This window comes from Mesorhizobium sp. CNPSo 4670 (assembly GCF_057784235.1).
Genome location: NZ_JBWJFQ010000013.1, coordinates 148,792 through 162,281, shown reverse-complemented (window position 1 = coordinate 162,281; position 13,490 = coordinate 148,792). Strand labels below are relative to the sequence as shown.

Below are 13,490 nucleotides of genomic sequence, written 5' to 3'. Positions count from 1 at the left end.
GGAGAATGACCGGCCGGCATGGCCGGTCAACCTGTCCAACTGTTAATTCGACTTGGGTCGGTTTCAGCCATATTGGTTGATGGGGGGTGAGAGATGCCGCCATGGACCAGCAGTTGGAAATACCCCAGCAGACGCCCCTGCAAACGAATGTCGCGCAACGCCGTTCGCGTGGCTGGATCCCGTGGCTGATCTTTATTGCAATTGTCGCCGCCACCGGCACCTATCTCTACCAACGCCCGCATGTCGAGGCCAGACAGCCCGGTGGTAGAAGAAACGCGCAACCGATGTCGATCGGCGCCGCCACCATCGAGAAGGGCACGATAGACGTCACCCTCAACGCGCTTGGCACGGTGACCTCGCTCTCCACCGTCACGGTCAAGCCGCAGGTCACCGGCCCGCTTGTCCAGGTGAACTTCAAGGAGGGTCAGGACGTCGCCAAGGGCGATCTGTTGGCTGAGGTCGATCCCCGCCCCTACCAGGCAGCACTCGCCCAGGCCCAGGGCCAGCTGACGCGTGACCAGGCGATGCTGAAGGACGCCCAGCTCGACCTTGCACGAGACAAGACACTGGTGACCCAGGGCGCGGCGACGCATCAAACGCTCGACGCGCAGGTCGCCCTGGTTGCGCAGGACGCCGGCTCCATCCAGGTCGACCAGGCCTTGGTTCAGACCGCGACCCTCAATCTCGACAATTGCCGCATCCTGGCGCCGGTCGACGGCCGCGCCGGCCTGCGCCAGGTGGATGAGGGCAACTACGTGACGCCGGGCGATGCCAACGGCATTGTCGTCATCACAAGGCTGCAGCCTATCAGTGTCCTCTTCACCGTGCCCGAGGACGACTTGCCGGAGATCGCGCAGCGCGTGCAGCAGGGCGCCACGCTGCCCACCACCGCCTTCGACCGCGCCGGCAACAAGAAGCTCGCCGACGGCCAGCTTGAAACCTTCGACAGCCAGATCGATCCGAGCACCGGCACCATCAAGCTGAGGGCCGGTTTTGCCAACGAAACGCGCACTCTCTATCCGAACCAGTTCGTCAACATCGAGCTGCTGGTGGACGAGCACAAGGACGTGGCGATCGCCCCGATCGCCTCGATACAGCGCGGCCAGCCCGGCACCTTCGTCTATCTGGTCAATCCCGACAGCACCGTCTCCGTGCGCAAGGTCACGCTTGGCGTCACCAATGGCGAGCACGTCGAGATCCTGTCGGGCCTGAACCCCGGCGACCGCATCGTCGTCGACGGCGCCGACAAGCTTCGCGACGGAGCCCATATCAACCTGCAACAGGACGGCCAGACACAGGCTCCGGCACAGACACCCCCGCAGATCTCGGCGCCTGCACCGACAGGGACAGCGCCTCAACCACAGGCACAGCCACCCGATCAGCCGGTATCCGAGACGCCGAAGCCGGACGACACCGGGAGGCACAAGGGCCAGGGCCGGAAGCATCGTCACGCGGAGCCCGGGCAGCAGCAATGAGCCCATCGCGAGCCTTCATTCTGCGGCCGGTGGCGACATCGCTGTTCATGGTCGCCATCATGCTGTCCGGCCTGCTGGCTTACCGCTATCTGCCGGTCTCGGCGCTGCCCGAGGTCGACTATCCGACCATCCAGGTGCAGACCTTCTATCCGGGAGCAAGCCCGGACGTCATGACGTCCTCGGTCACCGCGCCGCTGGAAGTCCAGCTTGGGCAGATCGCCAACCTGAACCAGATGAATTCGGTCAGTTCGGCCGGCTCCTCGGTCATCACGCTGCAGTTCAGCCTGGCGATCTCGCTCGATGTCGCCGAGCAGGAGGTGCAGGCGGCCATCAACGCCGCCGGCAATCTGCTGCCGGCCGATCTGCCGGCGCCGCCGATCTACGCCAAGGTCAATCCGGCCGATGCGCCGGTGCTGACGCTCGGCCTGACATCGGACACGATGCCGCTGCGCGATGTGCAGCAGCTTGCCGACACAAGGCTGGCACAGAAGATCTCGCAACTGGCCGGCGTCGGTCTGGTCAGCCTCAGCGGCGGCCAGCGCCCGGCCGTGCGCGTCCAGGCCGATCCGCGCAAGCTCGCCGCCTATGGTCTCAATCTCGACGATCTGCGCACCACGCTGGGCAGCGGCAACGTCAACACGCCGAAAGGCAATTTCGACGGGCCTTCGCGGGCCTACACAATCAACGCCAATGACCAGCTGAAAAGCGCCGAGGAATACCGCTCGCTGATCGTCGCCTACAAGGACGGCGCCCCGGTGCGGCTGAGCGATGTGGCAACGGTGGTCGACGCCACCGAGAACAACAGGCTGGCGGCCTGGATGAACAGCACGCCGGCCATCATCGTCAACATCCAGCGCCAGCCCGGCGCCAACGTCATCGAGGTGGTCGACCGCATCAAGGCACTGCTGCCGCAATTGCAGGCCTCGCTCCCAAGCACTGTCGACGTCAAGGTGCTGACTGACCGCACCACCACCATCCGTGCGTCCGTGCGCGACGTCGAATACGAACTGACGCTCGCGATCATTCTTGTCGTGCTGGTCATTTTCGTCTTCCTACGCAGCGCCCGTGCGACGCTTATCCCGAGCCTCTCGGTCCCCTTGTCGCTGGTCGGCACGCTGGGGGTCATGTACCTGTTCGGCTTCAGCCTCGACAATCTCTCACTGATGGCGCTGACCATCGCCACCGGCTTCGTCGTCGACGACGCCATCGTCGTCATCGAGAACATCGCGCGCTATGTCGAGGAGGGTGCGACGCCGCTGCAGGCGGCGCTGAAGGGGTCGCAGCAGATCGGCTTCACCATCATATCGCTGACCGTCTCGCTGATCGCCGTGCTGATCCCGCTGCTGTTCATGGGCGATGTCGTCGGCAGGCTGTTCCGCGAATTTTCCATCACGCTCGCCACCACGATCCTGATTTCCGCCGTGGTGTCGCTGACGCTGGTGCCGATGGCCTGCGCCAAGCTGCTCAAGCCATTGTCGGCGGTGCGCGAGAACGCCCTGCAGCGCGCCAGCCGCGACTTCTTCGACTGGGTGATCAGGGGTTACGGCCGCGCGCTGACCTGGGTGCTCGACCGGCAAACGCTGATGCTTCTGGTGGCGGCGGCCACGCTGGTGCTGACGGCTGCACTCTACGCGGTCATCCCAAAGGGTTTCTTCCCGGTGCAGGATACCGGCGTCATCCAGGCCATCACCGAGGCGCCGCAATCGGTGTCCTACGCCTCGATGGCCGAGCGGCAGCAAGAGCTGGCGGCGATCATCCTGAAAGACCCCGATGTCGACAGCCTGTCGTCCTTCATCGGCGTCGACGGCACCAACACCACGCTCAATGTCGGCCGCATCCTGATCAACCTCAAGCCTCATGAAAAGCGCACCGCCGACATCACGCAAGTCATAGCAAGGCTGAGGCAGGCGACCGCCGCCACCGCCGGCGTCACCCTCTACATGCAGCCGGTGCAGGACCTGACCATCGACGGCACGGTCAGCCGTACGCAGTATCAATTCGTGCTGCAGGACGCCAATCCGGACGAGCTGACGCTGTGGACGCCGAAGCTGCTGGCCAGGTTGAACACGCTGCCTGAGATCGCAGACGTCGCCAGCGACCTGTCGGATGCCGGGCTCGCCGTCTTCGTCGACATCGACCGCGACCAGGCGGCGCGCTTCGGCATCACGCCGGCGACGATCGACAACGCGCTCTACGACGCCTTCGGCCAGCGCATCGTCTCGACCATCTTCACCACCTCCAGCCAGTACCGGGTCATTCTCGAAGCAGATCCCTCCTTGCAGGATTCGCTCAACGCGTTGTCCTCCGTCTACCTGCCGTCATCGAGCGGCGGCAGTCCGGTGCCGCTGGCCGTGGTCGCCAGCACCCACGTCGCCACCGCACCGCTGCAGATCTCCCATATGGGGCAATTCCCCGCCACCACAGTGTCGTTCAACCTGGCACCCGGCGTGTCGCTTGGCGAAGCGGTCACCGCGATTCAGCAGGCGCAAAGCGAGATCGGCATGCCGCTCAGCGTCATCACCAATTTTCAAGGTGCGGCGCGCGCCTTCCAAGCTTCGCTCGACAACACGTTGTTCCTGATCCTGGCGGCGGTGATCACCGTCTACATCGTGCTCGGCGTGCTCTATGAGAGCTTCATCCACCCGATCACCATCTTGTCGACACTGCCTTCGGCCGGCATCGGCGCGCTACTGGCACTGATGATTGCCGGCGAGGACCTGACCATCATCTCGATCATCGGCATCATCCTCTTGATCGGCGTCGTCAAGAAGAACGCCATCATGATGATCGACTTCGCGCTCGACGCACAGCGCAACGAAGGCAAGGCGCCGCGCGAAGCCATCTACCAGGCCTGCCTGCTGCGTTTCCGCCCGATCCTGATGACGACGCTGGCGGCGATGCTTGGCGCACTGCCGCTGATGCTCGGCACCGGCGTCGGCTCGGAACTGCGTCATCCGCTGGGCGTCACCATCGTCGGCGGCCTGCTCGTCAGCCAGTTGCTGACGCTGTTCACGACGCCGGTTATCTATCTCTGGTTCGATCGCCTTGCCGCCCGGCTGCAAGGCGTCCAGCCCGACCTTCCGCGTGCGTATGGTGCGGACGCCGCGCCATGAACCTGTCGGTTCCCTTCATCCGGCGCCCGGTCGCAACGACCTTGCTGACCTTCGGCCTGCTGGCGGCAGGACTGGTGGCGTTTCCGCAATTGCCGGTGGCGCCACTGCCCGAGGTCGACTACCCCGTGATCTCGGTGCGGGCATCGCTGCCGGGCGCCAGTCCGCAGGTCGTGGCAAACACGGTCGCCAGCCCGCTCGAACGGCACCTCGGCGAGATCGCCGATGTCAACGAAATGACGTCGTCGAGCAGCGTCGGCAGCGCGCGCGTGACTTTGCAGTTCGGCCTCGACCGCGACATCGACGGCGCCGCGCGCGACGTCCAGGCGGCGATCAACGCGGCGCGCGCCGACCTGCCGTCCAGCCTGCATTCCAACCCCACCTATCGCAAGGTCAATCCGGCCGACGCACCGATCCTCATTCTCACGCTCACCTCCGACACTCTGTCCAAGGGGCAGCTCTACGATGCCGCCAGCACCGTGCTGGCGCAGAAACTCTCGCAGGTCGATGGTGTTGGCGAGGTGTCGGTGGGCGGCAGTTCGCTGCCCGCGGTGCGCGTCGAGCTCAATCCGCAGGCGCTCTACAATTACGGCATCGGGCTGGAGGATGTGCGCGCGGCCCTCGCCTCGGCCAACGCCCACAGCCCCAAGGGCGCCATCGACGTCGGCCCGCAGCGCTACCAGATCTACGCCAACGACCAGGCCAACCATGCGGACGCCTATCGCTCGCTGGTGGTGGCCTACCGCAACGGCGCCCCGGTGCGGCTTTCCGACGTCGGCCAGGTCAACGATTCCGTCGAGAACATCCGCAATGCCGGTCTAGCCAACGGCAAGCCGGGGGTGCTGATCATCCTCAATCGATCGCCCAATGCCAACATCATCGCCACGGTCGACCGCGTAAAGGCGCTTATGCCGTCGCTGCGCGCCTCGATCTCGCCGGCCATCGATCTGTCGCTGGCGGTCGACCGCTCGACCACCATCCGCGCCTCGCTGCGGGAAGTCGCGCAGACGCTGATGATCGCCATCGGCCTGGTGATCCTGGTCGTCTTCGCCTTCCTGCGCGACGTGCGCTCGGCACTGGTGCCGATCGTGGCGGTACCGGTGTCGCTGGTCGGCACGCTGGGCGCCATGTACCTGCTCGGCTTCAGCATCGACAATCTGTCGCTGATGGCGCTGACGGTGGCCACCGGCTTCGTCGTCGACGACGCCATCGTCGTGCTCGAGAACATCTCCCGCCATGCCGCTTCCGGCATGGGCCGCATAGAGGCGGCGATCAAGGGAGCGCAGGAAGTTGGCTTCACCGTGCTGTCGATGAGCCTTTCGCTGATTGCCGTCTTCATACCCATCCTGCTGATGGGCGGCATCATCGGCCGGCTCTTCCGCGAGTTCGCCATCACGCTGTCGGCCGCAATCCTGGTTTCGCTCGCGATTTCGCTGACCACCACCCCGATGATGTGCTCGATCCTGCTGCGCGGCGAACGGGATCGCAGCCATGGCCGGCTCTACCGCTTCAGCGAGCGTGTCTTCGACGCCATGCTGAGCGGCTACCGCCGCTCGCTCTCCTGGGCGCTGGACCATCCGCTGCTGATCATGGCGGTACTTGCGGCAACGCTCTGCCTCAATGGCTATCTCTACGTCACCATCCCCAAAGGGTTCTTTCCGCAGCAGGATACCGGCCGGCTCGTGGGCTCGATCCAGGCTGACCAGGCGACCTCCTTCCAGCTGATGTCGCAAAAACTCAGCCAGTTCGCCGGCATCGTCAGCAAGGACCCTGCCGTCGATGCCGCTGTCGGCTTCACCGGCGGCGGCCAGACCAATTCCGGCTCGATGTTCGTGTCGCTGAAGCCGCTGGCCGAACGCAAGGTTTCCGCCGACCAGGTGATCGCCCGGCTGCGGCGCGAACTCGCGGTGGTGCCGGGAGCCACCCTCTTCCTGCAGGCGGTGCAGGATATCCGCGTCGGCGGGCGTCAGTCGAACGCGCAGTACCAGTACACGCTGCAAGGCGACAGTTTCGACGACCTCGCGCAATGGGCGCCGAAACTCGCGGCGGCACTGCAGACCGAGCCGAAGCTGACCGACGTCAACAGCGACCAGCAGAACAAGGGCCTGGAGGCGGATATCGTCATCGATCGCGACACCGCGACGCGCCTCGGCATCACCGTCGGCCAGATCGACAACACGCTCTACGATGCCTTCGGCCAGCGCCAGGTTTCCACCATCTATGTGGCGCGCAACCAGTACCACGTCATCATGGAAGTGGCGCCGCAATACTGGCAGAACCCCGAAGCGCTGAAACAGGTCTATGTCAGCACGTCGGGCGGATCGGTGCACGGTTCGCAGGCGAGCAATGCCGTTGCCGGCACATTCGTCGCGCCGGGGCAGTCCGGCAGCGCCGCGGCCGCAGCGACGGATGCCGCGCGCAACCAGGCGACCAATTCCATCACCAGCACCGGCAAGACTGCCGCATCGACCGGATCGGCCGTCAGCACCGGTGCCGAGACGATGGTGCCGTTGTCGTCGGTCGCGAGCTATGGCCCCGGCAGCACGCCGCTTTCGGTCAACCACCAGGGCCTGTTCGTCGCCACCACGCTGTCGTTCAATCTCGCGCCGGGCGTCGCGCTCAGCGACGGGGTCGCGGCCATCAACGCGGCGGCGGACCGCATCGGCATGCCGGCCACCATCCATGGCAGTTTCCAGGGCACGGCCCGGGTGTTCCAGGATTCGCTCTCCGACCAGCCGCTGCTCATCCTTGCTGCGCTCATCGCCGTCTATGTCGTGCTCGGCATCCTCTACGAGAGCTACGTCCACCCGCTGACCATTCTCTCCACGCTGCCTTCGGCCGGCGTCGGCGCGCTGCTGGCCCTGTCGGCCTTCGACATCGAATTCAGCATCATGGCGCTGATCGGCATCATCCTCCTGATCGGCATCGTCAAGAAGAATGCGATCATGATGATCGACTTCGCGCTGGCCGCCGAGCGCAACGAGAACAAGTCGGCGCATGATGCCATCTACCAGGCGTGCCTGCTGCGCTTTCGCCCGATCATGATGACGACCATGGCGGCACTGTTCGGCGCCGTGCCGCTGGCCATCGGCCTTGGCGAAGGCAGCGAACTGCGCCAGCCACTCGGCATCGCCATCGTCGGCGGCCTGGTGCTGAGCCAGATCCTGACCCTCTACACGACGCCGGTCATCTACATCTATGTCGACCGCTTCGGCCGCTGGTGCCAGAGGCTTCGGTCGCCAAAGTGGCGCCCCTGGCAGCCCGGTGCACAGCCGGGAGAATGAGAACCGGTCGATGCAGATAGTCCCAAACTCCTCTCTGCGATCAACGGCCGGTAACCTGGCCCGCCTCGGCCTGCTCTCCATGGCTGTGGACCGGGATGGAACGTCTGGACACAAGCGGCGAACGCTGAAAAAGTGGTTACGTCGTCTGGGTTGCAGCGGCTCGCTCGGAACACAAGGAGGATTTCGCTGAATCTGGAAGACATTGCCGGCCATCCAGCCCTGCATCGCTATGTTCAGGCACAGTCGCTGGCGCTGATCCACATCTATGAAGAGAGCCCGCGGCTGGCTTCCATTTTCGCCACGCAGCAGCGTTGGCTGATGGGCCATGTCGGCCTTGCCATGCATTTCAGGCGTGACCCGCACGACCGCAGCAAGGAACTGACGGTATCGCGTTTCATCGAGGTCGTGCACCAGCACGCGGTGGCCAGCCGCAACACCGCGGACGCTTTCATCAAGGAGATGCTGCACTACCACATCGCCGAATATGTGTCGGGCGGCGACGGGCGCACGCACCCCCTGCAGCCGACGGCGGCCACCGTGCAGACGTTTACCGGCTGGGTCCTCGCCCATCTGCAGACGCTGGATCAGCTCGACGGCGGCGATCGTCTGACGAGGTTCCTGGAGCGGCCCGAGATGGTTGCCAGGCTGCAGCCTCTTGTGGCGGACGGCCTGCTTTCCTCCAAGCCGGTGCGCGAACCCAACCAGACCTTTTCCCTGTTCATCTGGCTCAACAATGGCGGCATCGTCATGGACTGGCTGATGTCCGGCATCGATCCCGATCATGCCGGCCTGGATCGGATTCCAACCAGCGTGGTTTCGATCGGCGAGTTCGCCAGATGGCTCAAGCTCTCGCGGACCCATCTTGCGCGCAAGCTGCGCGCGGCCGAGAATCTCGGCAGCATCGGCTGGCTCGGCCCGCGCGGCCATTCGGTGATGTGGGTGTCGAAGACGTTCTTCCTGGAGTACATGACCGTCCAGGCCGCCAAGCTGGCCATTGTGGATGCCGCTTTCAACGCCTGTTTTCCGCCAAGCGAGGCCCGCCGACAATCGCCGTGACCCCATGCATGTTGCCCAAAAGTGGCCCCGGTTTTGGGACAACGACATGCATAAAATCAAGGACCTAAAGCGCCTCGCTTGAATCCGTTCAAACGCGACGCGCTTTAGGACTGCCTCCGGAAATCATCGACATGGCGCGGGTCAAGCACCAAACCCACGATGCTGTGAACCGGCATCGGCGGACTGCTTCTGGACACAGAAGCGGAAGGCTGAAAATGTGGTTTGGGTCTTCGCAGCCGTCAGGCCGAATCGGAGCAGGGGGAGAATGGCGCTGACCTCGGAGCTTATTGCCGGCCACCCGGCATTGTATCGCTGTGTCCGTGCCCAGGCGCAGGTGCTGATCCAGGCCTACGGAATGAGCCCTCGGCTGGCGTCGGTGTTCGCCACCCAGCAGCGTTGGCTGATGGCGCATATCGGCCTCGCCCTGCATTTCAGGCGGAAGCCCGATGACTACCGCAAGCAACTGACGGCGGCACGTTTCATCGACGTGATCCGCCAGAACGCCGTCGCCAGCCGCAACACCGCTGACGCCTTCATCAAGGAGATGCTGCATTACAATTTCGTCGAGCTTCTGCCGACGACGCAGGACGGGCGCATCCGCCCGATACAACCCACAGTAAACACGCTGGAGACGGTTGCCGGCTGGATGATAGCGCATCTGCACACGCTGGACAGCCTCGACGGCGCGAACCGTCTGGCGACGTTCCTCGAACGGCCCGACGCGCTCGCCAGGGTGCAGCCGCTGGTGGCCGACGGCCTGGTCTCCTCCAGCCCCGTCCGCGAGCCCAGGCAGACCTTCTCCCTGTTCACCTGGCTCAACAATGGCGGCGTCGTCATGGACTGGCTGATATCGAGCGTCGATCCCGATCATGCCGGCCTTGATCAAATCCCGACCGGCATCGTCTCGATCGGCGATTTCGCCAAATGGCTCAAACTGTCGCGAACCCATTTGGGGCGCAAGCTGCGTGATGCCGAGGACCTCGGCAGCGTCGGGTGGCTCGGCCAACGCGGCAATTCGGTGATGTGGGTGTCGGCCGATTTCTACCGCGAATACATGACCGCCCAGGCCGTGAAGCTGGCCATCATCGATGCCGCCTTCGTCGAGGCCTTCGGCTGGCCGGCAGGGAGATGATCGGTGCGGCATCCCCCGTGCGGGGGATGCATGGAGCCCCGGAATCCTCAGTCGATGTCGAAGGACACGCCCTGCGCCAGCGGCAGTGCCTTTGAATAGTTCACCGTGTTGGTGGCGCGCCGCATATAGGCCTTCCAGGCATCGGAGCCGCTCTCACGGCCGCCGCCGGTTTCCTTCTCGCCACCGAAGGCGCCGCCGATCTCGGCGCCCGACGTGCCGATGTTGACATTGGCGATGCCGCAGTCCGAACCGTCGACACCGAGGAAGCGCTCGGACTCCTGCAGGTCGCGGGTGAAGATCGACGACGACAGGCCGGCGCCGACCGCGTTGTGCTCATCGAGCACGGCGTCGAAATCCGAATATTTCATCACATAGAGGATCGGCGCGAAGGTTTCTTCCGTCACCGGCGAAACCTGTTTCGGCATTTCGACCAGCGCCGGATGCACATAATAGGCATCCGGATGGCCGTTCTCGACCCGCGTGCCGCCGGTCACCTTGCCGCCATGCGAACCCGCCTCCTTCAGCGCCTTCTGCATGGCGTCGAAAGCAGCCTTGTCGATCAGCGGCCCGACCAGTGAAGAGGTCTCCAGCGGATTGCCGACCGTCACGCTTTCGTAGGCCTTCTTGAGACGTGGAACCAGGGCGTCATAGACGCTGTCATGCACGAACAGGCGCCGCAGCGTCGTGCAGCGCTGTCCCGCCGTGCCCATCGCTCCAAAGGCAATCGCGCGCAGCGCCATGTCGAGATCGGCGGTCGGGCAAACGATGCCGGCATTGTTGCCGCCGAGTTCGAGCACCGCGCGGGCAAAGCGCTTGGCCAGCCGCGGGCCAACGTCGCGGCCCATGCGCGTCGAGCCGGTGGCCGATACCAGCGGCACCTTGGGATGATCGACCAGTATCTCGCCGACGGCGCGGTCACCGATCAGCACCGGCGCCAGGCCCTGCGGCGCGTCGGTGCCGAAACGCTTTACCGCGCGTGCAAAAATCGCTTCGCAGGCGAGCGCCGTCAGCGGTGTCTTCTCCGACGGCTTCCACACCACCGCGTCACCGCAAACCAGTGCCAAGGCTGCGTTCCACGACCACACCGCGACCGGGAAGTTGAAGGCGGAAATGACGCCGACGACGCCGAGCGGATGCCAGGTTTCCATCATGCGATGGCCCGGGCGCTCGGTGGCGATGGTCAGGCCGTACAATTGCCGGGACAGACCGACGGCGAAATCGCAGATGTCGATCATCTCCTGCACTTCGCCGAGGCCCTCGGACGGGATCTTGCCGACCTCGATCGACACCAGCCGGCCAAGCTCGGCCTTGTGCGCACGCAATTCCTCGCCGAGCAGCCGCACCAGTTCGCCGCGCTTCGGGCCTGGCACCATGCGCCAGGACTGGAACGCCTTGTGCGCCGCATCGATGGTCTTGGCCGCGTCGGCCGGCGAGATCGTCTTCAGCGCCGCGATCTGCTCACCCGTCACCGGGCTGCGCACGATCAGGTCGCCGCCGACAAGCGCGTCCTTGGCCACACCCAGTTTCGCCAAAAGCTCAGCCGTTTCCTTCGCAATGGTCATTTTTTGTCCCTTTCAGATCCCGTCGCCATCATATGGCGCCGGGTCAAGCCTTGCGCCATGTCGCCCGCGTGCCGAAAGGCACCTCAGGCACTGTCATGGCGTGGCATTACTCGTTTCAGGGGAAAATCACCACCCCGGCATGGTCCAAGCCGAGCGCAGACCCGTTGAACCAGACCGCAAGTCAATCATTTCGCCGTACGGGCTGGTCCCCGTACCGCACCGTCTTTCATCAGCCGGTCGATATGCATGCGGATATGGGCCGCTTCCGCGGCCGTGTTGGCAAGCGCGATGGCGCGGTCGAAGGCGACACGAGCCTCTTCGCCCCGGTCAAGCTGCATCAATAGGCCACCCTTGAGGCCGAAGAAGTGGAAATAGCCGGAAAGCCTCTGTTCGAGCGGCTCGATCATGGCGAGCGCCTCCGCCGGTCCACGCACCTTTGAGACCGCGACCGCGCGGTTGAGCGTGATCACCGGCGACGGCTGCATCTGTTCAAGCAGGCCATAGAGCAGATCGATCTCTACCCAGTCGGTGTCCTCGGCCTTGTCGGCTCGCGCATGCAGCGCGGCAATCGCGGCTTGCACCTGGTAGGGGCCGGGTTGGCGATGGCGCAGCGCCTTGTCGACCAGCGCCAGCCCCTCGTCGATCATCTTGCGGCTCCACAGGCTGCGATCCTGATCCTCGAGCAGCACGATCTCACCTTCTTCGTCGAAACGGGCCGGCGCACGCGCATGCTGCAGCAGCAACAGCGCCGTCAGTCCCATGATCTCCGGCTCGGTCTGGAACAGCCTGAGCAAAAGCCGCGCCAGCCGGATCGCCTCCTCGCACAGCGGTGCGCGCGCCGGCGCCTCGCCGCTGTTGGTCGAGTAGCCCTCGTTGAAGATCAGGTAGACCATGGCCGCGACAGCGGCGAGCCGTTCCGAGCGCTCAACCGCGCCCGGCGTCTCGAACGGCACGCCGGCGTCCGCAATGCGCGCCTTGGCGCGGGTGATGCGCTGTTCCATGGCGCTTTCGCCGACCAGGAAGGCGCGCGCGATCTGCTTGACGGTGATGCCCGAGACGATGCGCAGTGCCACCGCGATCTGCTGCGTCGGCGACAGATCGGGATGACAGCAAATGAACAGCAGCCGCAAGATGTCGTCGCGGTAATGCGCGCCGTCCAGCCGCTCGGCCATATCGCTCTCGGCATCTTCCAGGTCGGAGATCTGGTCTTCCTCCGGCATCGGCGCCTGCTTGGCACGCTTGCGCACCGCATCGATGCCGCTGTTGCGGCCGACAAAGATCAGCCAGGCCGCCGGGTCACGCGGCGGCCCGTTCTGCGGCCAGTTCTTCAGGGCTCTGAGACACGCATCCTGGAAAGCTTCCTCCGCCGTATCGAGATCGCGGAAATAACGCAGCAGCGCGCCCATCGCCTGCGGACGGGCGGTGTTGATTGTCGAGCTTATCCAGGCGAGTTCGGTCATGCGGGAATCTTGTTGGTGTGAAACATCTGAACCGGCCGGATCTCGTAGGAGCCGCCGCTCGGGTTGACGTCGGACAGTTCACGGGCGAACTCGACAGCCTCGTCGAGATCTGCGCATTCGAGCGTGTAGAAGCCGAGGAACTGCTCCTTGGTCTCTGCGAAAGGCCCGTCGATGACGACGGCTTCGCCCTTGACCTTTCTCAGCGTCGTTGCCGCCGTGGTCGGCAACAGCCGCGCCACCGGGCCAAGTCGTCCGGCCTGGACGTACTTTTCCTGGACGTTGAGAAGCTTGCCTATGACTTCATCGTCCTGCGCCTTGCTCCACGAGCTGACGACGTCTTCGGAGGCATAGCAGAGGATTGCGTAGAGCATGGTTGGTCCTTTTCTCTGTCAAAGGACGAAACACTAGGAC

8 protein-coding genes are annotated in these 13,490 nt (G+C 64.6%); 5 read left to right on the top strand and 3 right to left on the bottom strand.

Going from position 1 to position 13,490, the window contains the following annotated elements:
* Nucleotides 1–101: 101 nt before the first annotated feature.
* The 5 genes from AC0ZT5_RS21725 to AC0ZT5_RS21705 all read left to right on the top strand — a co-directional run bounded on the left by AC0ZT5_RS21725 (nucleotide 102) and on the right by AC0ZT5_RS21705 (nucleotide 10,057).
* Entirely contained in the window at nucleotides 102–1,475 is a 1,374-nt protein-coding gene (locus tag AC0ZT5_RS21725; RefSeq protein WP_488498100.1) for an efflux RND transporter periplasmic adaptor subunit, read from the top strand.
* Nucleotides 1,472–4,588 (top strand): MdtB/MuxB family multidrug efflux RND transporter permease subunit, encoded by a 3,117-nt coding sequence (locus tag AC0ZT5_RS21720; RefSeq protein ID WP_488498099.1) that lies wholly within the window; start codon nucleotides 1,472–1,474, stop codon nucleotides 4,586–4,588. Before AC0ZT5_RS21725 ends, AC0ZT5_RS21720 begins: the two co-directional genes overlap by 4 nt.
* Nucleotides 4,585–7,869, top strand: coding sequence for an efflux RND transporter permease subunit (locus tag AC0ZT5_RS21715; protein ID WP_488498098.1), 3,285 nt, complete (start codon nucleotides 4,585–4,587; stop codon nucleotides 7,867–7,869). The genes AC0ZT5_RS21720 and AC0ZT5_RS21715 overlap by 4 nt, the downstream gene beginning before the upstream one ends.
* Nucleotides 7,870–8,049: 180 nt before the next feature.
* Nucleotides 8,050–8,925, top strand: coding sequence for a hypothetical protein (locus tag AC0ZT5_RS21710; protein WP_488498127.1), 876 nt, complete (start codon nucleotides 8,050–8,052; stop codon nucleotides 8,923–8,925).
* Between the two features lie 265 nt (nucleotides 8,926–9,190).
* Entirely contained in the window at nucleotides 9,191–10,057 is an 867-nt protein-coding gene (locus AC0ZT5_RS21705) for a hypothetical protein (protein WP_488498097.1), read from the top strand.
* 47 nt (nucleotides 10,058–10,104) lie between these two features.
* On the opposite strand, the gene amaB is transcribed toward AC0ZT5_RS21705, so the two are convergent.
* The 3 genes from amaB to AC0ZT5_RS21690 all read right to left on the bottom strand — a co-directional run bounded on the left by amaB (nucleotide 10,105) and on the right by AC0ZT5_RS21690 (nucleotide 13,450).
* On the bottom strand, nucleotides 10,105–11,619 hold the full coding sequence (amaB, locus tag AC0ZT5_RS21700; protein ID WP_488498096.1) for an L-piperidine-6-carboxylate dehydrogenase: 1,515 nt from the start codon (nucleotides 11,617–11,619) through the stop codon (nucleotides 10,105–10,107).
* Between the two features lie 185 nt (nucleotides 11,620–11,804).
* Nucleotides 11,805–13,079: an RNA polymerase sigma factor gene (locus tag AC0ZT5_RS21695; RefSeq protein WP_488498095.1), complete on the bottom strand. Its 1,275-nt coding sequence runs from the start codon at nucleotides 13,077–13,079 to the stop codon at nucleotides 11,805–11,807.
* Nucleotides 13,076–13,450, bottom strand: coding sequence for a YciI family protein (locus AC0ZT5_RS21690; protein ID WP_095084477.1), 375 nt, complete (start codon nucleotides 13,448–13,450; stop codon nucleotides 13,076–13,078). Before AC0ZT5_RS21690 ends, AC0ZT5_RS21695 begins: the two co-directional genes overlap by 4 nt.
* Between the last annotated feature and the right edge of the window lie 40 nt (nucleotides 13,451–13,490).

Coding starts and splice junctions, on each gene's coding strand:
- AC0ZT5_RS21695 (WP_488498095.1), bottom strand. CDS start 13,079: ATGACCGAACTCGCCTGGATAAGCTCGACAATCAACACCGCCCGTCCG.
- AC0ZT5_RS21720 (WP_488498099.1), top strand. CDS start 1,472: ATGAGCCCATCGCGAGCCTTCATTCTGCGGCCGGTGGCGACATCGCTG.
- AC0ZT5_RS21690 (WP_095084477.1), bottom strand. CDS start 13,450: ATGCTCTACGCAATCCTCTGCTATGCCTCCGAAGACGTCGTCAGCTCG.
- amaB (WP_488498096.1), bottom strand. CDS start 11,619: ATGACCATTGCGAAGGAAACGGCTGAGCTTTTGGCGAAACTGGGTGTG.
- AC0ZT5_RS21725 (WP_488498100.1), top strand. CDS start 102: ATGGACCAGCAGTTGGAAATACCCCAGCAGACGCCCCTGCAAACGAAT.
- AC0ZT5_RS21705 (WP_488498097.1), top strand. CDS start 9,191: ATGGCGCTGACCTCGGAGCTTATTGCCGGCCACCCGGCATTGTATCGC.
- AC0ZT5_RS21715 (WP_488498098.1), top strand. CDS start 4,585: ATGAACCTGTCGGTTCCCTTCATCCGGCGCCCGGTCGCAACGACCTTG.